General features: G+C 66.6%; 21 protein-coding genes. 5 read left to right on the plus strand and 16 right to left on the minus strand.

Annotated elements, in window-relative coordinates:
- Position 1: 1 nt before the first annotated feature.
- The gene (locus BN996_RS09860) at positions 2-784 is read right to left on the minus strand and encodes a CBS domain-containing protein (RefSeq protein ID WP_042666512.1); all 783 of its coding nucleotides are present in this window, start codon (positions 782-784) and stop codon (positions 2-4) included.
- Positions 785-827: 43 nt separating this feature from the next.
- Positions 828-2,285 carry a DHH family phosphoesterase gene (locus BN996_RS09865; RefSeq protein ID WP_089778647.1) on the minus strand — a complete coding sequence of 486 codons (1,458 nt, stop codon included), beginning with the start codon at positions 2,283-2,285 and terminating at the stop codon, positions 828-830.
- 89 nt (positions 2,286-2,374) lie between these two features.
- Here BN996_RS09865 and BN996_RS09870 point away from each other — a divergent pair, with 89 nt between their 5' ends.
- Positions 2,375-2,755, plus strand: coding sequence for a DUF7522 family protein (locus BN996_RS09870; RefSeq protein ID WP_089778649.1), 381 nt, complete (start codon positions 2,375-2,377; stop codon positions 2,753-2,755).
- 39 nt (positions 2,756-2,794) lie between these two features.
- On the opposite strand, the gene BN996_RS09875 is transcribed toward BN996_RS09870, so the two are convergent.
- The 14 genes from BN996_RS09875 to BN996_RS09940 form a co-directional block, all read right to left on the minus strand.
- Positions 2,795-4,315, minus strand: coding sequence for an NADH-quinone oxidoreductase subunit N (locus tag BN996_RS09875; protein WP_042666518.1), 1,521 nt, complete (start codon positions 4,313-4,315; stop codon positions 2,795-2,797).
- Entirely contained in the window at positions 4,316-5,845 is a 1,530-nt protein-coding gene (locus BN996_RS09880; protein ID WP_042666520.1) for a complex I subunit 4 family protein, read from the minus strand.
- Positions 5,842-7,878, minus strand: a complete 2,037-nt coding sequence (gene nuoL, locus BN996_RS09885; protein ID WP_089778650.1) for an NADH-quinone oxidoreductase subunit L — start codon at positions 7,876-7,878, stop codon at positions 5,842-5,844. Before nuoL ends, BN996_RS09880 begins: the two co-directional genes overlap by 4 nt.
- Before the next feature lie 4 nt (positions 7,879-7,882).
- On the minus strand, positions 7,883-8,185 hold the full coding sequence (gene nuoK, locus BN996_RS09890) for an NADH-quinone oxidoreductase subunit NuoK (RefSeq protein ID WP_004043958.1): 303 nt from the start codon (positions 8,183-8,185) through the stop codon (positions 7,883-7,885).
- On the minus strand, positions 8,185-8,553 hold the full coding sequence (locus tag BN996_RS09895) for a proton-conducting membrane transporter (RefSeq protein ID WP_089778652.1): 369 nt from the start codon (positions 8,551-8,553) through the stop codon (positions 8,185-8,187). The genes nuoK and BN996_RS09895 overlap by 1 nt, the downstream gene beginning before the upstream one ends.
- Positions 8,550-8,810 carry an NADH-quinone oxidoreductase subunit J gene (locus BN996_RS09900; protein WP_004043960.1) on the minus strand — a complete coding sequence of 87 codons (261 nt, stop codon included), beginning with the start codon at positions 8,808-8,810 and terminating at the stop codon, positions 8,550-8,552. The genes BN996_RS09895 and BN996_RS09900 overlap by 4 nt, the downstream gene beginning before the upstream one ends.
- A 105-nt stretch (positions 8,811-8,915) precedes the next feature.
- Entirely contained in the window at positions 8,916-9,377 is a 462-nt protein-coding gene (locus tag BN996_RS09905) for a NuoI/complex I 23 kDa subunit family protein (RefSeq protein ID WP_004043961.1), read from the minus strand.
- Positions 9,374-10,423: a complex I subunit 1/NuoH family protein gene (locus tag BN996_RS09910; RefSeq protein ID WP_089778654.1), complete on the minus strand. Its 1,050-nt coding sequence runs from the start codon at positions 10,421-10,423 to the stop codon at positions 9,374-9,376. Before BN996_RS09910 ends, BN996_RS09905 begins: the two co-directional genes overlap by 4 nt.
- A complete protein-coding gene (locus BN996_RS09915) occupies positions 10,423-12,096 on the minus strand; it encodes an NADH-quinone oxidoreductase subunit D (protein WP_089778656.1) in 1,674 nt (557 codons plus the stop codon). The genes BN996_RS09910 and BN996_RS09915 overlap by 1 nt, the downstream gene beginning before the upstream one ends.
- Positions 12,093-12,794: an NADH-quinone oxidoreductase subunit B gene (locus tag BN996_RS09920; protein WP_089778658.1), complete on the minus strand. Its 702-nt coding sequence runs from the start codon at positions 12,792-12,794 to the stop codon at positions 12,093-12,095. The genes BN996_RS09915 and BN996_RS09920 overlap by 4 nt, the downstream gene beginning before the upstream one ends.
- Entirely contained in the window at positions 12,791-13,207 is a 417-nt protein-coding gene (locus tag BN996_RS09925; RefSeq protein WP_007274756.1) for an NADH-quinone oxidoreductase subunit A, read from the minus strand. The genes BN996_RS09920 and BN996_RS09925 overlap by 4 nt, the downstream gene beginning before the upstream one ends.
- A gap of 198 nt (positions 13,208-13,405) precedes the next feature.
- On the minus strand, positions 13,406-14,017 hold the full coding sequence (purE, locus tag BN996_RS09930; protein WP_089778660.1) for a 5-(carboxyamino)imidazole ribonucleotide mutase: 612 nt from the start codon (positions 14,015-14,017) through the stop codon (positions 13,406-13,408).
- 30 nt (positions 14,018-14,047) lie between these two features.
- Positions 14,048-15,193 (minus strand): 5-(carboxyamino)imidazole ribonucleotide synthase, encoded by a 1,146-nt coding sequence (locus BN996_RS09935; RefSeq protein ID WP_089778662.1) that lies wholly within the window; start codon positions 15,191-15,193, stop codon positions 14,048-14,050.
- 171 nt (positions 15,194-15,364) lie between these two features.
- Positions 15,365-17,113, minus strand: coding sequence for a flippase activity-associated protein Agl23 (locus tag BN996_RS09940; protein WP_089778663.1), 1,749 nt, complete (start codon positions 17,111-17,113; stop codon positions 15,365-15,367).
- A 107-nt stretch (positions 17,114-17,220) separates the two neighbouring features.
- On the opposite strand from BN996_RS09940, the gene ribH reads away from it, so the two are divergent.
- The 4 genes from ribH (at position 17,221) to BN996_RS09960 (ending at position 21,619) form a co-directional block, all read left to right on the plus strand.
- Positions 17,221-17,625 carry a 6,7-dimethyl-8-ribityllumazine synthase gene (gene ribH / locus BN996_RS09945; RefSeq protein WP_089778665.1) on the plus strand — a complete coding sequence of 135 codons (405 nt, stop codon included), beginning with the start codon at positions 17,221-17,223 and terminating at the stop codon, positions 17,623-17,625.
- A complete protein-coding gene (locus BN996_RS09950) occupies positions 17,622-18,776 on the plus strand; it encodes a pyridoxal phosphate-dependent aminotransferase (RefSeq protein WP_089778667.1) in 1,155 nt (384 codons plus the stop codon). The genes ribH and BN996_RS09950 overlap by 4 nt, the downstream gene beginning before the upstream one ends.
- A gap of 212 nt (positions 18,777-18,988) precedes the next feature.
- Complete coding sequence (locus tag BN996_RS09955; RefSeq protein ID WP_089778669.1) at positions 18,989-19,471, plus strand: type IV pilin domain-containing protein; 483 nt, start codon at positions 18,989-18,991, stop codon at positions 19,469-19,471.
- Positions 19,472-19,699: 228 nt separating this feature from the next.
- Entirely contained in the window at positions 19,700-21,619 is a 1,920-nt protein-coding gene (locus BN996_RS09960) for a DEAD/DEAH box helicase (protein ID WP_089778671.1), read from the plus strand.
- The last annotated feature ends 35 nt before the right edge of the window (positions 21,620-21,654 follow it).

Raw genomic sequence — 21,654 nt, forward strand, 5'->3', positions numbered from 1 at the left:
GCTACTGTAACCGGCGGGTCGTCTCGACCAGCGGGTGTCGGGCGTAGTCGACGATGTCGATGTCCGAGATGGACTTGAGACCCTCCTTTTCGGCGGTCCGCTGCATCCCGAGTTCGACCGGGTCGTCGACGACGATGACGTAGGCGTCCATCTCCTCGATGCCGATGCGGTCGGCCGCGAGGACGCGGTGGTGGCCGTCCGCGAGGAGCAACGTCCCGTTGTTGTCGATGACGACGAGGGGTTCGGCGAGGCCGCGTTCGAGCTCGTAGCGGCGGCCGTCGAGTTCGTCGGCGTAGACGCGGGCCTGCGTCGGAATGAGGTTCGAAAGCGAGACGGTCCGTCGCTCCTGGTGGACCGTGATGCCGTGAATCTGTTCGAGCGTCCGCATGAGTTTACCCACCTTCTCGGGCGTCGCGCGCTCGATTTGGCTTCGGATGACGTCCGTGTTCGAGATGATGCCGACGAGATTGCCCGCGTCGTCGACGACCGGGAGCTTCTGGATGCCCGACCGGAGGATGACGCGGGCGGCGTCGTTCACGTCCATCTCGGGGTGGGCGACGACGAGGTCCGTCGCCATCACCGTCTCGATGGACTCCTCGTCGTCCGCGAGGAGGATATCTCGGGCCGTGACGAACCCCTCCGCTTTGCGACCGTCGCAGACGGGAAACCCGTTGTGCCCGTCGCTCTCTGCGATGCGTCGGGCGACGTCCGCGACCGTGTCGGACGGAGAGACGGTCTGGACCTCGCGCGTCATGTACTCCTTGACGGTCGCTTTGGTACTCATCTCCCATCCCATAGGGCCACCGTCGGCAAAAACGTGTGGGCGCTCACTCATCGAGCGGGTACTCGAAGGCGACGTCGGTGTCCAGACTCGGCGTCGGCGTCGCGTGTTCGAGCGTCTCGAATAGCCGCCCAGCGACGATGTCCGTGACGATGGTCGCCAGCGATTCCCGAGAGTCGTCGCCCACGTCGTCGAGGATGCCTAACGGAATCTGTGCGCCCGCCATGTCGGCGTGGCCGCCGGCGCTCCCGATGGAGCCGAGGGCGTCACGAAACGCCTCGCCGAGGTCGACCCGCGCACCGCGGGCGCGGCCGGAGACGTAGACCGTCCCGTCCATCAGGCCGTAGACGACCGTCACCTCGACGCCCTCCATCCCGAGGAGGTGGTCGGCGGCCTGCGCGAGGGCGTCCCGCTCGCGGATATCGCCGACGTTCGACGCGAGGGCGTTCCCCCGGACGTCGCGGTTCGAGATGGCGCGCGCGAGCGTCTCCATCGTCTCGGAGGTGAGGCTCGGCGTCTCGACCCGTTCGAGCAGGTCAACGTCGACGTGGGGGATGAGGAAGGCGGCGGCCTCGAAGTCGGCCGTCGAGACCTCCCGCGTGAAGTCGTTGGTGTCGACCTGAATCCCGAACAACAGCGCCGTCGCGACCGTCGTGTCGGGGACGATTCCGAGCCGTTCGAGGTACTCCGCGAGGAGCGTGCTCGTCGCACCGACGCCGCGCCTGAGGTCCACGTACGCCGCCTCGACCGGCGCGCGCGGCGGGTGGTGGTCGATGACGATGTCGATCGTCGTCTCCGGCGGGAGGCGGTCGTTGACGCCCGGCCGGGAGTGGTCGACGAGCGCGAAGCCGGCGTACTCGTCGTCCGCGGGTACCTCGTCGAGGACGCGGAGGTCCAGTTCGAGGAGGTTGACGAGCGCGCGGTTCTCCTGATGAGAGATGTCGCCGAAGTAACACGCTTCGGCGTCGATACCCGCCCGCTCGGCGATGGCTTGTAGCGCCAGCGCCGCGGCGATAGCGTCGGGGTCCGGGTTGTCGTGCATCACGACCGCGAGCTTGCCGTCGACGTTTCGGAGGACCCGCATCAGGCGGTTCAGCCGCTCCGTGTGCGACGTGCCGACCGCGTCGAGGATGCGGTCTGTGACCACTCGCCGCGGGTCGATGACCTCGTCGGCGAGGTCGTACACCTCGTCGCGGACCGACGGGTCGGCGTCGTCACCGAGGTAGACGACCAGCGGCGCGTCCGGACAGTGTTCGCTGGCCGCGCGCGCCGCGTCGAGGTTCGACCGCGGAGACTGTCCGCCGACGACGACGAGGTCGACCACGTCTGGGTAGGTCGACGGGTCGGCGGGGTCGCCCTCTCTCGCGTCGATACCGTCCGAGCGGAGGTCCTCGGCGCGCCCCTTTCGGTCGGTGACGACCGTCACCGTCCCGCCGCGACCGGTGAGTTGCTCGACGAGACCCCCACCGAGCGACCCACAGCCGAGAACCAGGCGACGTACCATACAGGAACGGTCGAACTCCGGCCGCAAAACCCTACCGTCCTCCCATCCGGCGATGATATTATGTCATGCCACGCCATGACACACATACGATGGAACTCGAGACGCAACTGCTCCCCGAATCGCGAGCCGAGTCGTTCGTCCGAACCTGTCGAACCGTCGTCGGCGACGACCTCAGGAGCGTGACGTACTTCACCCACGACCGCTGTGACCAGATTTACCTCCGGAGCGACCTCGAAGCCGACGCCGACCTCACCGGATTCGTCGAACACGAGACCGATGGGTTTCAGGCCCGGACCGCCTATCGCGGCTCCGAACTCGGTGACTACCGCTACACCGTCCGCGCGTTTGACCACGGCTACCTGACGCGGGTGACCGCCGACGACAAAGGCGTGTTCGTCACGACCGACGGCCTGACGCTCAGGCGCTCCGAGGAGCTGGCATCGGCGCTCGGCGAGTTACTGCGCGAATAAAAGAAACCGAAACGGAACCGGGCCGAATCGCCGGAACGCTCAGAAGAGCGCCGCGGCGACGGTCTGGGCCGTCTCGATGACGGGTTGGAAGCCGGGCAGGAGCAGCAACGTCCCGACCGCGGCGAAGATAATCGCCACGTAGAGACCGACCGGCTGACTGCCGATTTCGAGGGGCTCAGACGGCTCCTCGATCCACATCGCTTTCACGACGCGACTGTAGTAGAACAGCGACAGCGCGCTGTTGACCGCGCCGACCGCGGCGAGCCACCAGAAGCCGGAGCCGATGGCCGACTCGAACAGGGCGTACTTCGAGAAGAAGCCGCCGAACGGCGGGAGCCCCGCGAGCGAGAACATGAAGACGGTCATCGCCGTCGCGGCGACGGGCGCCTTCGACGCGATGCCGTTGTAGTCCTCGAACGTGCGGCCGAGACCCCACTTTTCGACCATGGCGATGAACAGGAACGCGCCCGTGTTCATGAAGCCGTAGACGAGCAGGTGGGCCATGCTCGCGCCGAGCACGTCGCCGTTCGCGGCACCGCCGTCGACGGTGATGGCCGCGAGACCGATGAGCGCGTAGCCGGCGTGCCCGATAGAGGAGTACGCCAGCATGCGCTTTACGTTCTCTTGGGTCGCCGCCGCGAAGTTACCGAGCGTCATCGTGACGACGGCGAGCAGCGCGAACAGCAGCGACCAGTCGACGCTCCCGCCGCCGATTGCGGTGACGGTTTCGAGGGGGAACGCGACGGTGAACACGCGGAAGGCGACGGCGAAGCCGGCCGCCTTCGACGCCGACGAGAGGAACGCGCTCACGGGAGCGGGCGCGCCCTCGTAGGCCTCCGGCGCCCAGAAGTGGAACGGGACGGAGGCGGTCTTGAACGCGAAGCCGCCGGCGATCATCAGCACGCCGAGGCCGAGGACGCCGACGAGTTCGGTTCCCTCGGCGAGCGTCGCGGCGATTTCCGGGAGCACCAGCGAGCCGGTGACGGCGAACACGAGGCTGATACCGAACGCGAACACCGCCGACGACAGCGCGCCGATGAGGAAGTACTTCAGGCCGGCTTCGATGCTTCCGCGGTCCTTCTTGAGGAACGCGACGAGCGCGTACGACGGCAGGGACGCGAGTTCGAGGCTGACGAAGACGGTCGCCAGCGAGTTCGACATCCCCATGAGCGTCATGCCGGTCGCGGCGAACAGCACGAGGGCGTAGAACTCGCCTTGGTACTGCTGGTCCGCGAGGTAGTCGTACGAGGCGACAGAGACCATCGCGGCGACGCTGGTGAAGATGAGCGTGAAAAACAGGCTCATCCCGTCGACGACGAGCGCGTCGCCGTACAGCGTGATTGCGCCACCGGTGGACTCCATGCCGGTTCCACCGATGAGGAACCAGCCGGCGATACCGCCGGCGGCGAGCGCGCCGAGCGTCGCCGTGCCGGCCAAGAGGCCGTTGTTCGTGGAGTCAGGGTCGATGGTGTCGATGAGCAGCAGCGCGAGGCCCGTCAGCGCGAGCACGATGGCTGGAGCCGTCGCCGCCCACTCGGGGAGCGTCTGGAGGGGCGTCATCTAGAACGCACCTCCCAGTTCGAGAATCGGAGTAACCGCGTCCTGAATCATCGTGAAGAAGATGTCCGGAGAGACACCGAGCACGATGGTGAGAAGCAGCAGCACCGCGAGCGGTGCCACGTCGTGGAACGGTGCCTCGGTGATCTCGTAGTCGCCGTCGAACCGGAACGGTCCGAACAGGGTCCGCTGCATCGCGAACAGCAGGTAGCCCGCGACGATGACGATACCGAACATAGCCGCGCCGGTAAACAGCGGCATCGCCTCCATCACCGTGGACTCGAACGCGCCCTTGAAGATGAAGAACTCTGCCGCGAAACCGGCCATGAGCGGGAGGCCCATGTAGCCGAACGCGCCGGCGACGAAGATGCCGGCGGTGACGGGCATCCGGTCGGCCAGTCCGGAGAAGTCAGTCACCATACGCGTGTGGGTCGTGTTGTAGATGACGCCGACGGCCATGAACATCAGACCGGAGATGAGGCCGTGGGCGACCATCTGGAAGGTCGCACCGCCGACGCCGTAGGTGGTGTAGGCGATGAGACCGAGGATGACGTACCCCATCGACGAGACGGAGGAGTACGCGACGATGCGCTTGAGGTCCTGCTGTGCCAGCGCGAGGAGCGCGCCGTAGATGACGCTCGCGACGGCGAGCAGGGCGATGGGCAGCGCGAAGGCGCGCGCCGTCTCCGGGAGCATCGTGAAGTTGAACCGGAGCAGGGCGTACGTACCCATCTTCAGGAGGACCCCGGCCAGCATGACCGACACCGGCGTGGGGGCCTCGACGTGGGCGTCCGGCAGCCACGTGTGAAGCGGGGCGACCGGAACCTTGACCGCGAACCCGAGGAACATCGCGACGAACGCGACCGACGCGAGCGCGCCGGGCGACAGCCCCGCGAAGCTCCCGAGCTCTCCGGCCTGCAACGCCTGCGCGATTTCGGGCAGGCGGAACGACGAGACCGAGTCGCCGAGACCGAACACGAGCGAGATGAACCCGATGAACATCACGAGCGACGCGATGTTCGTGTAGACGAAGAACTTGATCGCCGCGTACTTGCGGCGGGGACCGCCCCAGACGCCGATGAGGAAGTACATCGGCAGGAGCACGGCCTCCCAGAAGATGAACCAGACGAAGAAGTCGAGCGCCGTGAAGACGCCCAGCAGGTTCGCCTCCATCAGGAGCATCAGACCGAAGAACTGGGACTGACGCTCCGAGATGGGCGTCCACGCGCTGACGATAGCGAGCGTGGTGAGGATGGTCGTGAGGACGACGAGCGGCATGCTGATGCCGTCGACGCCGACCATCCAGTGAATGTCGTACTGGCCGAGTTGCAACCAGGCGACGTCTGTCTCGAACGCGATGTTCCCGCCGAGAAGGGCGTTCCCGCTCGCGTCGTACTGTTGCCACATGTAGAGGCTCCCGACGACGGGAGCCAGACTCAGCGCGAAGGCCGCCTTGCCGGCGTACCGGTCCGGCAGGACGAAGGTGACCAGCGCGGCGAGGAACGTGACTGCGATGAGCGCTTCGATTATCATGCGAACCAACCTCCGAGCAGACCGAGACCGAGAAGGAGCGCGGTCAGACCGAGCGTGAGGAGCGCCGCGTAGTTGCTCACAACGCCGGTCTGAATGCGCTTGACGCGACCGCCGGCGAACAGGCTCACGCTGGAGACGCCGTTGACGACGCCGTCGACGATACCCTGATCGAACTTATCGAGGGCGCGCGAGACGGGCTGGACGACGCCGGTCGCGATCCAGACCTGGTACTCGTCTTGGTAGTAGTTGTTGTACAGGACGGTCTTGATGCTCCCGAGCTTGTCCGTGTGTTCGACGGGCTCGGGGACGTTGTACAGGCGGTAGGCGAGCCCAGCGCCCGCGAGGGCGAGGGCGAGCGAAACTAGCCCGGGCGCGATGGAGCCGATGCCGGCCGGGTGGAGTCCCGCGCCGACGCCGCTTTCGAGCACTTCGAGGTAGTGGTGCGAGGTCAGCGAGGTGATGCCGCCGTCGAGCCAGTCGTGGAGGAACGTGAGGTGAATCCCCGTGAGGTCCTCCACCGGGGCCATGTTGACGAGGCCGGTGACGGCCGCGAGCACGCCGAGGACGGCCAGCGGGAACTTGACGTTCCAGCCGAAGCCGTGCGGGTCGCGCGCGGTCTCGCTGCGCGGTTCGCCGTGGAAGGTGAGGAACACCATCCGGAAGGTGTAGAAGCCGGTGAAGAACACGGCGAGGAGCCCCATCGCGTACGCGAGGAGGAAGATGGTCCCGAGGCCGCCCTCGGTTCCGAGGCCGTGGTTGAGCGCCTCGTAGAGAATCTCGTCTTTCGACCAGAAGCCGGCGAACGGGACGATGCCGGCGAGGGCGAGCGAGCCCGAGAGGAACGCGTAGTACGTCACGGGCATCTTGTCTTTGAGTCCGCCCATGTCCCACATGTTCTCGTTGTGGTGCATCGCGATGATGACCGCACCGGCACCGAGGAACAAGAGCGCCTTGAAGAAGGCGTGGGTGAGCAGGTGGAACGTCGCGGCGACGTAGCCGCCGACGCCGAGCCCGAGCATCATGTAGCCGTACTGGCTGATGGTCGAGTACGCGAGCACCTGCTTGATCTCCTTCTTGACGACGCCCATCGTCGCGGCGAAGAGGGCCGTGAAGCCGCCCACGAGCGCGATGATGGCGAGCGTCGTCGGGGTCAGCGCGTAGAAGCCGTACATCCGGGCGACGAGGTAGACGCCGGCCGCGACCATCGTCGCCGCGTGAATGAGCGCGGAGACGGGGGTCGGACCTTCCATCGCGTCCGGAAGCCACGTGTGCAGGGGGAACTGCGCGGACTTACCGATGACGCCTCCGAGAACGAGGAGGCCGACGACGGTGAACCACGCCTGTTCGCCCATGCCGAGGAACGTGTTGACCGCGTGCTCGCCGTGGAGCGCCTCCTCGGCGAGGACCGGGAACGCCTCGGGGCCGGCGAACGCCGCCGAGCCGAACGTCGCGAACACCGCGACGACGCCGATGAGGAAGAAGTAGTCACCGAAGCGGGTGACGAGGAACGCCTTCTTCGCGGCGCTCGGCGGACCGTCCTGGCGGAACCAGAAGCCGATGAGCAGGTAGGAACACAGCCCCACCAGCTCGAAGAACATGAACGCCATGAGGAGGTTGCTGGACACGACGAACGCCAGCATCGACGCGGTGAACAGGCCGAGCCCGGCGTAGTAGCGCGGGAGGCCCGTCTCGCCCTCGTCGTTCATGTAGCCGAGGCTGAAGACGTGGACGAGGAACGCGACGAGCGTCACGATGACGAGCATCATCGACGAAAGCGGGTCGATGAGCAGGCCGAAGTCGAGCGAGACCGCGTCGCCGGCGCCGGTCGCCCACGTGTAGATGTGTTGGTTGTAGGTCTGTCCGCCGCTGACGGCGAAGAACGTCGCGATGGACAGGACGAACGAGCCCGCCGTCGCGCCGATTCCCGCCAGCGCCCCTCCCTTCGGCATGTACCGTCCCGCCCCGAGCGCGATCAGGAACGAGAGGAACGGGAGGAGGACGATGGCCGGAGCGAAGTCTAAGATACCTGCCATAATGTTACCACCTCATCGTGGTCGCGTTAGTCACGTCCACGCCGTCGAAGTTGCGGTACAGTACGAGGATGATGCCGATACCGACCGCCACCTCGGCGGCGGCGAGCGCCATCGTGAACAGCCCGAACGTCTGGCCCGTCACGTTGCCCCAGTAGTAGGAGAACGCGACGAGGTTGATGTTCGCGGCGTTCAGCATCAGTTCGACCGACATCAGGAACAACAGCGCGTTCCGTCGGGTCAAGAGGCCGAAGATGCCGATGCAGAACACGGCGGCCGACAGGACGAGGTAATACTGCGCGGGGACCATCAGTTGTCACCCTCCTCGTCGTCGAACAGCGTCTGCTTGAGTTCCCGACCGCCGTCGGTCAGGATGGTTCGCATCTGCCCCGCGGTGTCCTCGCGGCGAGCGAGGAGCACCGCGCCGGCGAGCGCGGCGACGAGCACGAGGTCGATGATTTCGAACGCGGCCAGCATGCTCTCGCCGTCGACGCTTCCGAACCCGAGGTTGAACATCGAATAGCCGATGCTCGCGGTGATGTTTGCTCCCTCTGCGAACCCCTGTGGGTCCGGGAACGACGCGCCGAGGAACACGACCGCCATCACGACGAACAGCGCGACGGCAGCGAGTCCGGGCACGAGGTGCGAACCGAGTTTCAGCTGCGGTTTGGTTGTCATGTACTACTCACCTCCGGATTGATACGCGTCAGCATCACGGCGAACGTAATGAGAATCAGGACCCCGCCGACGTAGACGAGGACCTGCATGGCGGCGAGGAACTCCGCCTGCAACATCACGTAATGCACCGCGACGCTCAAGAGCGCGCCCCCGAGCAGGAGTGCGGAATGCCAGATGTCCCGCACGAGGACGACGCCCAGGCTGCAGCCCACGGTGACGAGGGCGAACAGCGCGAACGCGATGGTTTCATAAACCATTGTGTGTGTCTCCTTGAGATATCCCTTTGAACATTTCGAGAACGTCCTCAGCGTCCGGTAACGGACGCGGGCTGACGGGACTCGAACGATTCACTCGCGGTCATGTTACTGGTAGTCGACCTCTCCTTCGCCCTCGCCGACCCACGCGTTGCGGTCGGGGTTGCGGGAGTTGAGCGGGTCGATATCCTTGTACCACGGGACGTTCTTGAGCTGTTCTTTGTTGTAGACGAAGTCGTTTTTCGTGTCCGCCGTGAACTCGAAGTTCTGCGTGAGCAGGATGGCGTCGACGGGGCAGACCTCCTCGCACAGCCGGCAGTAGATACACTGGCCGATGTGGAGGTTGTACTGCTCGCCGTTGCGCTGGTCGTCCTGAACGATCTGAATCGTGTCGTTCGGACAGACGTTCTCACACTGGCGACACCAGATACACCGCTCTTGGCTGAACTTGTGGACGCCGCGGAAACGCGGGCTCACTTCGGGCGCGGTCTCGGGGTACTCGACCGTGAACGTCTGCCCGTCGAGCGCGTGCTTCAGCGTCACTGCCATGCCTTTCAGGATTCCGATCATGCAATCACCCCCACGATGATGGCCGTGAGAACCAGGTTGGCGAAGGAGAGCACGAGCATCCCCTTCCAACCGATTTCGAGGAACTGATCGACGCGAAGGCGCGGCACCGCGGAGCGCGCCCACTGGGTGAACAGGAAGAACGCCCAGATTTTGATGGTGAACCAGACGAACCCGGGCAGGACCGGGCCCGCCGGACCGCCGAGGAACAGGGTCGCCGCGATAGCGCCGCCGAGGAAGATGTGGATGAACTCACCGAGATAGATGAGCACGAAGTAGACCGAGGAGTACTCGGTCTGGTACCCGGCGACGATTTCGGTCGGCGCTTCGGGGATGTCGAACGGGTTGCGGCCGACCTCCGCGAGGTTCGCGATGACGAACAGCGCGAACGCGAAGGGGTTGACGAACGCGAACCACGTCGGAATCGTCACGCCGGCGACCGAAAGCAGCGGTTCGGCCTGCACGGCGACGATTTCGCTCATGCGGAGCGTCCCGGCGAAGATGACGACCGAGGCCGCCGTGACGACGAGCGGAATCTCGTAGGCGATGTTGGCCGCGACGGCGCGGAGCGCGCCGATGAGCGAGAACTTGTTGTTCGATGCGTAGCCGGTCATGACGATGCCCAGCGAGGCGATGGACGCCGCGGCGAAGGCGAACGCGAGACCGGTCTCGGGGTCAGCGAGCTGGATGCCGTTCCCCATCGGGATGACGGCGAATCCGAGCAGCGCGGAGAAGGGGATGACCATCGGCGCGAGGTCCCACGCGGGACGGTCGACGCCCTCGGGAACGATGAGTTCCTTCGACAGCAGTCGGACGGCGTCCGTGACGATGGTCAGAAGCCCGAACGGACCGATTCGGTTGACCGCGATGCGGTCACCGAAGGCGGCCGTGATCTTCCGCTTGGCCCACGGCCCGGCGAACGCCGTCATGATGAGCATGATGTTGGCGACGAGGAACGCGCCGACGAGTCCGCCGACGACGTCACCGAGGACGCCTTCGAGGCCGAGGAGGCCGCTGACCGTGTCCGGAAGGACTGCCTGCAGACTCATTACCGGTCCACCTCTCCGAGGACGATGTCGAGACTGCCGAGCGAGGCAATCATGTCCGGGATGTACTCACCCTCGGACATCTCGGGGAGCGTCTGCAGGTTCGAGAAACACGGGCTGCGAATCTTGAAGCGGGCCGGCTTGTCGGTGCCGTCGGCGCGGATGTAGATGCCGAGTTCGCCCTTCGCACCCTCGACGGCGCGGTAGATTTCCGTGTCCTCTTCGGGTTTGAGCGTGCGCGGAACGTTGGCCTGGATGTTCCGCTCGTCTTCGGGCCAGTCTTCGAGCAGGTCGACGCACTGCTGGATGATCTTGGCCGACTCCTCGACTTCGCGCATGCGCACGAGCAGGCGCGAGAAGTTGTCGCAGCCGTCCTCGACGACGACGTCCCAGTCGAGTTCGTCGTAGTAGCCGTAGGAGTCGTCGCGGCGGAGGTCGTAGTCGATTCCGGAGCCGCGGGCGACCGGGCCGGTCGCGCCGTAGCTCTTTGCGACTTCCGGCGGCAGGACGCCCGTGCCGACCGTACGGGCCTGCAAAATCTCGTTCGAGGTGATCATGTCGTGGTACTCCTCAAGCGCCTGCGGAAGCCCGTCGAGGAAGTCGCGAACCTTCTCGAAGAACTCCTCGCGGGGTTCGGGGAGGTCCCAGACGACGCCGCCGAGCCGGAAGTAGTTGAACATCATGCGCTGACCGGTGAGGTCTTCGAGGATGTTCTGGACGATTTCGCGGTCCCGCATGGCGTACATGAAGATGGCCGTGAAGTCGCCGTACACGTCCAGCGCGAACGTGCCGAGCGCGATCATGTGCGACGCGATGCGGCACAGTTCCGCGCCCATCGTTCGGATGATCTGGGCGTACTCGGGAACCTCGATGTCCGCGAGGTCCTCCGCGGTGCGGGCGTAGGCCCACTCGTTGAGGAGGCCGGCCGAGATGTAGTCCCAGCGGTCGGGGTACGGCATAATCTGGTGCCGGTAGGTCCCCTGCTGACACATCTGCTCCTCGCAGCGGTGGAGGTAGCCGATGTCGGCGTCGAGGTCGACGACCTGCTCGCCGTCGACGACCGTCTCGACGTGCAACACGCCGTGGGTCGCCGGGTGGTGGGGACCGATGTTGATGTACATCGTGTTGCTGTCCCCGGCGCGGTGGTCCTCTTCGAGCGGGTTCGCGTGCTCGCGGAGGGTCGCTATCTGCGGGCGGTCCTGGTCGTAGTCCAGCCCGAGCGGGTGGCCCTGCCACGTGTCCGGAAGCAGGATGCGACGCAGGTCCGGGTGGTCTTCGTACTGGATGCCGACGAGGTCGTACGCCTCCCGCTCGTGCCAGTCGGCCGTCCGGTAGACCGGTTCGGCGGTCTGGCTGACCGGGTTGTCCTTCGACGTGGGCACGACGACCGAGACCTCGTCGGTCCGGTCGTCGAACTTCGTCAGGTGGTAGATGGACTCGTAGCGGTCCTCGTACTCCTGTGCGGTCACACACGAGAGGTGGTCGAAACCGGCCTCGTCGCGGAGCTTGAACAGCGCGTCTTGGACCTCGTCGGGTCGGATGACGAGGCCGGGCGCGTTCATGTGCTCTTCGCGGCCGACGACGAGGTCGCCGAGCAGGTCGGCGAGTTCGTCGCCGCGACTGACGCCCGATTCGAGTTCCGCGGGCTCGTCGGACTGCTGCTCTTCGAGACTCATGGCGAATCAGCCCAGTTGTACCGCATGACGAGGTCGTCTTCGTCGATCTGCGCGGCGAGTTTGTCGACGATTTCGTCGCGTTCGAGGTCGCCGAACTGCTCCAGTTCGTACGGCTTGACCGTCACCGGACTGGACTCGCCGTTCGCGATGCGCTCTTGGAGCTTGGCGATCCCGTAGATGAGCGCCTCCGGGCGCGGCGGGCAGCCGGGGATGTGGATGTCCACCGGGATGACCTCCTCTGCGCCCTTGATGACGTTGTAGCCCTCCTGGAACGGGCCGCCGGAAATCGTACACGACCCCATCCCGACGACGAACTTCGGTTCGGGCATCTGGTCGTAGACGCGCTTCATGCGCGGGGCGAACTTCGAGACAATCGTCCCCGGCACGATAATCACGTCGGCCTGTCGCGGCGACGCGCGCGGCACACCCGCCGCGAACCGGTCCAGGTCGTGTTTGATCGCGTAGGTGTGCATCATCTCGATGCTGCAGCAGGCGATACCGAACTGCAGCATGAACATCGAGGACCCGCGGACCCAATTCATAAAGCTGTCGAACTTCGTGAGGATGAACGGTGACGAGCCGAACGCCTCCCGAAGCTTCGAGTTGAACCGGTCGTCCGCCCCCGCCATACGGGCGTCGCGAGTCTCGGTCTGTACCTGTGTATCGTCCGTGACGAATGGCTTCTGTTCGCTACTCATGCATCTTGCCTCTCTGTCTTACGACGACTGGCCTGCGGGCTTTTGACCCACTTGACAGCGCCGTTGCGCCACGCCCAGACGAGGCCGACGACGAGGACACCGATGAAAACGAGCATCGGCGTCAGAATCGTCGCCAGCGACGCGCCCTGTTCGAGGGCCGAGCGGTAAATGACCGTCCACGGGAAAATCAGGACGGTCTCGATGTCGAACACGAGGAACAGCAGCGCGACCATGTAGTACTGAATGTTAAACTGGACGCGCGCCGTGCCTGTCGGCACCTCACCACTCTCGTACGTGGCACTCTTTCCTTGTTCCGGTACGCTTGGGCGAAGCAGCGCCGACACCGCCATCATCGCGAGCGGTATGCCGACACCGACCAGGCCCATCGCACCGATTGCAATCCAATCACTCATGCCGTGTCTCCCTGACGTGCGGCGGTTAGAAGCGCTCCCCTATAAACATTGATTTGTGTGTTTCGGGCGCGAGAGGGCTTCTATTTGGAAAATACGCGAGAGACGCCCGGAACCCCGCACGGGCGGGGTTTCGACGCCGATAGCGACCCCACAGACGCGGAAACGGCCGGGTGGCGACCGGCAGCGAAACGCGGCCCGCTACCGCGACTCGCGGAAGCCGGCGACCCCGAGGTCGTGGAGCGCGGCCGAGGTCTCGGCCACGTCGGAAACGAGTTCCTCGTGGTACTCGACGAGCCGGTCTTCGAGTTCGGGGTGACCGCGGGACAGGGCCTGTACCGCCGACAGCGCCGCGTTGAACGACTTGCCGGCGTCGACCGCGACGATGGGCGCGCCCGTCGGCATCCCGATGACCGAGTCGACCGACTTCTCCTGGACGGGGACGCCGACGACCGGAATCGGGTACGCGATGGAGGCGGTCATGTTCGGCAGGTCCGCGGACTTGCCGCCCGCGCCGGCGATGATGACCTCGACGCCGCGGTCGCGCGCGGTGTCGCCGTAGGCGTACATCAGGTCGGGCGTCCGGTGCGCGGAGACGACGTACGTCTCGTAGGTGAACCGCTCCTCGGGCGGCGCGTCGAAGTCCGTCTGCTCGCCGAACCCGAGCGTGTCCAGCGCCTCGTGCGCGCCGGACATCACGTCGAGGTCGGAGTCAGACCCCATGATGATGCCCACGTCGGGCGTCGTCTCGGGGTCGCGGTCGGCGTCGGCCTGTGCGTGCAGTTCGTCGATGAGGTCCCGTTCTGTCGTCATAGGTCCAGTAGTGTCGTGGTCGGTCGTCGGTCAGTCGAAGTGCAGTCCGTCGCGGAGCTCGCGTGCGCGTGAGAGAAGCGTTTCGAGGTTGTCGTCGTCGCCGACGGCGGTGAGGTGGCCCATCTTTCGCAGGGGCCGAACCTCGTCTTTGCCGTACCAGTGTAGCGAGACGCCGGACTCGGCGAGGGCGTCATCGAGACCGCCGAGCCGCGCCGGCTGGCTCTCGTCGACCGTGCCGAGGACGTTCGCCATCACGGTGGGCGACCGGCGGGTCGTCGCGCCGAGGGGCCACCCGAGGACCGCGCGGACGTGCTGTTCGAACTGCGAGGAGAGCGCGCCCTCGATGGTCCAGTGGCCGGAGTTGTGCGGGCGCGGCGCGACCTCGTTGACGAGCACGTCGCCCGCGGCGGTCTCGAACAGTTCGATGCCGAAGACGCCGCGACCGGGGAGATGCGAAAGCACCTCGCGGGCGACGCGGTCGGCCTCCTCGCGCACCTCGTCGGTCGTCCGCGCCGGGACGACCGTCTCGCGGAGAATCTCCTCCTCGTGGACGTTCTCGCCCACGGGGAACGTCCGAATCTCGTCTTCGCCGCGGACGCCGATGACCGACAGTTCGCGCTCGAAGTCGACGAACGCCTCGGCCATCGCCGGGCCGCCGACCTCCTCGATTGCGGCCTCGGCGTCCTCGGGGTCGGTGACGGGGACGTTCCCGCGGCCGTCGTAGCCGCCGGTTCGGGCTTTCAGCATGACCGAGCCGAACTCGTCGAGCGCGTCGCGGAGGTCGGCCGCGTCGTCGACGCGGTGGAACGGCGGAATCGGGATGCCCGCCTCGCCGAAGGTGTCCTTCTGGACCAGTTTGTCCTCGATGGTCCGCAGCGCGTCGGGCGAGGGGTGGACCGCGATTCCCTCCTCGGCGGCCAACTCGTCGAGCAGGTCGGGGTCGGCGAGTTCGATTTCGAACGTCAGCGCGTCGGCCCGCGCGGCGAGTTCCGCCATCGCCTCGGGGTCGTCGAAGTCGCCGACGATCTGGTCGGCGACGGCCGACGCCGGGCAGTCTGGTGTCGGGTCGAGCACGACGATATTGACGCCGAGCGGTGCGGCGGCCTCGCCGAGCATGCGCCCGAGCTGGCCCCCACCGACGACGCCGAGCGTGGGTCCGGGTACGGTGACGGTCACAGTCGCGGGTTCAGTACGTCGGTGCATAAACGTTGCCACATTCGGTGTCCAGATATGCATGAGCGTGGATAGAATGGGGCAGGACCGACGCCGAACGCGCCGGGCGCTCGCGGCGCTCACCCCCGTCGAACGCGAGGGAAAATCGGGGCGGTCGAACGCCGCTGTCCGGCGTCAGCCCCGCGTCTCGTTCGCGGCGTCGAGGGCGTCCTCGTCGATGAACACGACCACGTCCTCGCTCCAGAGTTTGAAGGCGTGCTGGCGCGCGACGTAGCCGTCGAGTTCGGGTTCGAGTTCGGCGCGGTCCCACTCGTAGGCGACGACGACCGGCGGCGCGTCGGCGGTCACCTCGGAGACGTTCGCGTCGGGCGCGCTACTGGTGCGCTCGACGTCCGCGCCCTCGAAGTACCACGGGAGCGGGAGGCGACTGTGCCACGACGGCCCGCCGAGGGGGTCCGACTCGTTTGTGACGTAGAAGTGCGTCTCGTCGCTGTCCGGCGGGTGCGTGCCGTAGAGGAGCACGTCCGTCCCGGAGTTGGCGGCCGACACGCGCTCGACGTCGTCGAGCGTGGCCTGTAAGTCGTTCGCGGGTTGCGCCCACTGGAGCACCTCGCTGTCCTCGTCGGTCGAGGCGTTCCAGTAGTCGACGTTCGCGGCCGCGACGCCGCCGACCGAGGCGACGAGGACGAGCGCCGCGAGGCCGACGCCGACCGCGTCTTTGCTATCGAGCGCCCGCACGCCGGAGCGGAAGACGAACGCCGCGCCGACCGCGGCGGGGACCGCGAGCGGGACGACCGCGTGGACGACGACCCACGGCGCTTGGATGTCGGTCGCCAGCGGGTAGCCGAAGATGCTCACGACGCCCCAGTAGGTGGCGAAGGCGACGAGCCACCGGATTCGACCGGCGACGACGCCGTAGCGGTCCACGACGACGCCGACGAGCGCGAAGACGATGAGCACCGGCGCGCCGTAGACGAACGTTTCGAGGAAGTCCTTCAGATACGGGAGGTACTCGTGAGACTGGTGGCTCCCGCCGAGCCAACTGCCAACCATCTCGGAGGCCGCGCCGACGGTCCCGGCTTCGAGAACCGGGAGGACCGCGGTGGAGCCGCCGAGCGCGTTCCAGAGGTCGGGCCGCGGCGCGTAGAAGAAGACGAAGACGACGAGGAACGCGAGCAGGCCGCCGAGGACGCCCGCGGCGTATCGAACCGCGCCGTAGCCGAGACTGCCGGCCCCGCGTGCGCGGAGTCGGTCGCGGAGGCTCGCCGGCAACTCCGAAAAGAGGATGTCGCGGGCTGACTCGCCGGCCGAGGTGCGGGCGAGCAGTCGGTGGTCGAAGACGAGGAACGCCGCCCCGAGGAAACACGCGAGGTAGACGACGTAGTTCTCCTTCGTCGCCGACCCGGTCGCAAAGGAGACGCCCGCGGGGATGAGGTACGCGAGGCGGCCGGTGTCGTACGCGCGGACGACGAAGCCGAGCGCGACGAACGAGAAGGCGGCCACGAGCACGTCGTTGCGCATGAACCGCGAGTAGTAGACCAAAATCGGGTTCGCCGCGAGGAAGACCGCGAGCGCGACCATCTCGTCGCGGCGGAGGTGCTCGCGGAACAGCCAGACCGAAAGCGGGAGCAGGCCGCCGACGACGGCGACCGGGAGCCGAGCCGTGAAGTCCGTCGCCGGCAGGACCGCAAAGAGGTAGTCGTTGACGACGGGGAGAAACGGGCCGTGGATGATGGGCCGGTAGGAGAACTCGCCGGTCTCGTGATAGCGCAGAATCCAGTAGCCGACGCGGCCTTCGTCCCAGTGGAAGATGCGGCCGCCGAGGTCGACGAGGCGGACGAGGAGGGCGAGGACCGCCACGCCGAAAACCGCCAGGAGGGCACGGGACCGAGCGACCGTCTCGGTCCCACTGTCAGTACTCATGCCCACCCATCGCCACGCCGTCAATACAACTTTTGTGCTTGGCCGTCGCCGGGGCCAAATTCGGTCGGTGTCGGTAGTTCTTTTATCCGAGACGGGAAGGGTCGGCCATGGTCTCTCTCGGACTCGTCGTGGCCCGATTCAACTCGTCGGTCACGGAGCAGATGGAGGAGGCGGCCCGCGACGCGGCCGCCGAGCGCGACGCGGAGGTCGTCGAAACGATTCAGGTCCCCGGCGCGTACGACTCGCCGCTCGCGGCCGACCGACTCGCCCGCCGCGACGACGTCGACGCCGTCGCGGTCATCGGCGCAATCGTCACCGGCGACACCGACCACGACCGCGTCATCGCCGACGCGACCGCGAAGTCGCTGACAGAGGTCTCGTTGGACCGCGACAAACCCGTCGCGTTCGGCGTCTCCGGCCCCGGGATGAGCGGGGCTGAGGCCCGCGAGCGCGTCAGCAAAGGTGCGGAAGCGGTTTACGCCGCGACCGATATGGTGGAGGCGTTGGCATGAACTTCGATTTCAGCGACCGAGTCGGCCGCGTCGAACCGAGCGCGACGCTCGCCATCTCGAACCTCGCGAGCGAACTGGAAGCGCAGGGCGAAGACGTGGTCGACCTCTCGGTCGGCGCGCCGGACTTCCCCACCCCGGACAACATCACGCAGGCGGCGAAGGACGCGCTCGACGCGGGACACACGAGCTACACCTCGTCGAACGGGATTCCGGAACTCAAGGAAGCAATCGCGGCGAAGCTCCGCGGGAACGGCGTCGACGCCGAGGCCGACGAGGTCATCGTCACGCCCGGCGGCAAGCAGGCGCTGTTCGAGACGTTCCAGACGCTCGTCGACGACGGCGACGAGGTCGTTCTCCTCGACCCCGCGTGGGTCTCCTACGAGGCGATGGTCAAGCTCGCCGGCGGCACGCTCAGCCGCGTCGACCTCGCGCAGCACGACTTCAGGCTCGAACCCGCGCTCGACGAACTCGCCGAGACGGTCTCCGACGAGACGAAGCTCCTCGTCGTCAACTCCCCGTCGAACCCGACGGGCGGCGTGTTCTCCGACGCGGCGCTCGAAGGCGTCCGCGACCTCGCGGTCGAACACGACTTCGCCGTCATCTCCGACGAGATTTACGAGCGCATCGTCTACGACGGCTTCGAGCACACCTCGCTCGGCTCCCTCGACGGGATGGAAGACCGCACCATCACCATCAACGGCTTCTCGAAGGCGTTCTCGATGACCGGCTGGCGGCTCGGCTACCTCCACGCCCCGTCGGACCTCATCGCGCAGGCCGGCAAGCTCCACTCGCATTCGGTCTCCTGCGCCGTGAACTTCGTCCAGCACGCCGGCGTCGAGGCGCTCTCGGAGCGCACCGACGACGACGTCGAGGAGATGCGCCAGGCGTTCGAGAACCGCCGCGACATGCTCGTGGACCTCTTGGCCGAACACGGCGTTGACGTGGCCGTCCCGAAGGGCGCGTTCTACATGATGCTCCCCGTCGACGACGACGACCAGGCGTGGTGCGAGGGCGCGATTCAGGACGCGAAGGTCGCGACCGTCCCCGGCAGCGCGTTCAACGCGCCGGGCTACGCCCGCATCTCCTACGCCGCGAGCGAAGAGCGACTCCGCGAGGCCGTCGAGCGCCTCGCCGAACACGACTACATCTGAGCCCCCCGCGGCGACTGATTTTTCGGGGCGACGCACCGAAGTCGCCTGCTTTCGTGATTCTTGACTGAACAGTGTGCTAGAGCTGAACGTGATTTTTGTTGTTGTTTACTAGGTTAGATTTATGTTCCCGACGGCCAATGTAGTAACCATACATACCGCTTTCCGGGTGGGACTTCCGCGGATAAACCGCGTATGTATACGACATACAAACCATGAAACTCAAACAACTATTCGCAGACGACGACGCGGTGTCGCCGGTCATCGGTGTGATTCTGATGGTCGCGATTACCGTCATCCTCGCGGCCGTCATCGGGACGTTCGTGTTGGGACTGGGCGAGCAGACCGCGACCGCTCCGCAGGCGAGCTTCAGTTTCGACTACAACCAGAGTAGCGCAGATTACCTCAACATCACCCACGAGAGCGGTGGCGCAATCGACTCGGACCAGCTGAACATCACGACGGGCGTCAGCATCTACGGCACTGCCGAAGCGGATGCCACTAATGCATCAGAGAGCCGAACTTGGACCGGGCTGAACGGAGACACGCAAACCGACGTGACGGCGGGAACCACGGTCACAATCTTGCCCTCCGGCGCCAGCGAAACACTCTCCGACCAGACCGTCCGCATCGTCTGGACCGACGAAGCGGGGTCGAGTTCCGCGACCCTCCAGCGGTGGTCCGGTCCCGACGCGTAACGAACCACGAGCCGATTCCGCGATAATCGGCCACCACGCGGCCGATGACGACCTCGATTTTTCATCACCGCATCGCCCCGAGAGTTCCGACTCTCGTATCACGTCCATCGGCCGTCGTCGGTCGCCTTCACGCCGGGTTCTCGCCGCCCGAACGCCGGGCCGACCGGTGGCCGATGAACTCCCGTCGGCGAAGATACTTATGTGAGTCCGTCACGAGAACTGTCACAGATGCGCGTGCGCGACCTCCCGCTGTCGGCGGCCCTCGTCTCCCACTACGAGTCGAACGGTATCGAGGAGCTGTATCCGCCGCAGGCCGCCGCCGTCGAGGCCGGCGTCGCGGCGGGCGGCCGCGTCGTCGCCGCCATTCCGACCGCCAGCGGCAAGACGTTCATCGCGGAACTCGCCATGCTCACCGCCGACGGGCCGGCGCTGTACATCGTCCCGCTCCGCGCGCTCGCCCGCGAGAAGTACGAGACGTTCGACCAACTCCCCGGCGTGAGCGTCGGTATCTCAACCGGCGACTTCGACGCGGCCGAAGAGGAGCTCGGCGACCACGACATCGTCGTCGCCACGAGCGAGAAAGTCGACTCCGCGATTCGAAACGGCGCGCCGTGGGTCGAACGCCTCGCGTGCGTCGTCGTCGACGAGGTCCACCTCCTCGGCGCGCCGGGGCGCGGGCCGACGCTCGAAGTCACGCTTTCGACGCTCCAGCGCCGCGTCCCCGACCTCCAACTGGTCGCCCTCTCGGCGACCGTGGACAACCCCGAGGCCATCGCCGACTGGCTCGACGCGGAACTCGTCGAGAGCGCGTGGCGACCCGTCTCGCTCCGCACCGGCGTCTACGCCGACGAGTCCGTCGAGTTCGACGACGGCACCGACCTCGACGTGGTCGTTCCCCCGACCGGCCCGAACGACGACGAGGCGACCGAGGCGACCGTCGCGCTCGTCGAAGACGCGGTCGAGACCGGCGGACAGTGCCTCGCGTTCGTCCGGTCGCGCCGCGAGGCCGAGGCGCTCGCCGACCGCCTCGCCGACGAGGACCTCTCGCCCGCGCCCGCCCTCGGCGACGAACTCGACGAACTCGGGGGGACCGCGACCGGCCGACAGCTCTCGGAGTGCGCCCGAACCGGCGTCGGCTTCCACCACGCCGGCCTGCGGAGCGCCCACCGCGTCGCCGTCGAGAACGCGTTTCGGGACCGCCGGCTCGCGGTCATCTGCGCGACGCCGACGCTCGCCGCCGGGGTGAACGTCCCCGCTCGCCGGGTCGTCATCCGCGACCAGAAGCGCTACACCGGCGACGCGATGGAATGGATTCCAGTCCTCGACGTGCACCAGATGTGCGGCCGCGCCGGTCGCCCGCACCTCGACCCGTTCGGCGAGGCCGTCCTCGTCGGCGACGCGGACACGAAGGCGGAACTGTTCGACCGCTACGTCACCGCCGACGCGGAGGCCGTCGACTCGCAGTTCGCCGACCCCGAGGCGCTCCGGACGCACGTCCTCTCGGTCGTCGCCTCCGGGTTCGCCGACAGCCTCGACGGCGTCGCCGACGTGTTTTCGGCGACCTACTACGCCCACCAGAACCCGAACGTGGACCTCGCGGAACTCGTCGCCGAGGTGGTCTCGGACCTCGAAGCGATGGAGCTCCTCGACGTGACGGGGGAGACGCTGTCGGCGACGACGCTGGGCGCGCAGACCTCCAGGCAGTACGTCTCGCCGACGACCGGGGCGCGCATCGTCTCGGGCATCCGAACCATCGAGACGATGGCCGACGACCGCGTCACCGCCCGGACCGCCCTCGAAGTCGTCTGCGACACGCCCGACATGCACGACACCTACCTCGGCAACCAAGAGCGGGCGCAGATGTATCAGTACGCCCGGAGTCACGCCGCGGAGTTCACCACCGCGATGCACGACGCCGACCCCTTCGAGGAGTGGCTGACGGCGGTCAAGACCGCCCGCATCCTCCACGAGTGGACCGAGGGCTCGGACATCGAGGAACTCGTCGAGCGCTACCGAATCGGCCCGGGCGACGTGGAGTCCCGCGTGGAGCGCGCCGAGTGGTTGCTGGGCGCGGCCGACGCGCTCTGTGCCGCCCTCGACGCCGACGTGCCCGAGTTCCGCGAGGTCCGGGCGCTGCTGTCGCCCTGAAGCGGAGGTCCGGCCGGTGTCGCTCCCGTGATGAC

It is taken from the genome of Haloferax massiliensis, from assembly GCF_001368915.1.
Classification (GTDB): domain Archaea; phylum Halobacteriota; class Halobacteria; order Halobacteriales; family Haloferacaceae; genus Haloferax; species Haloferax massiliensis.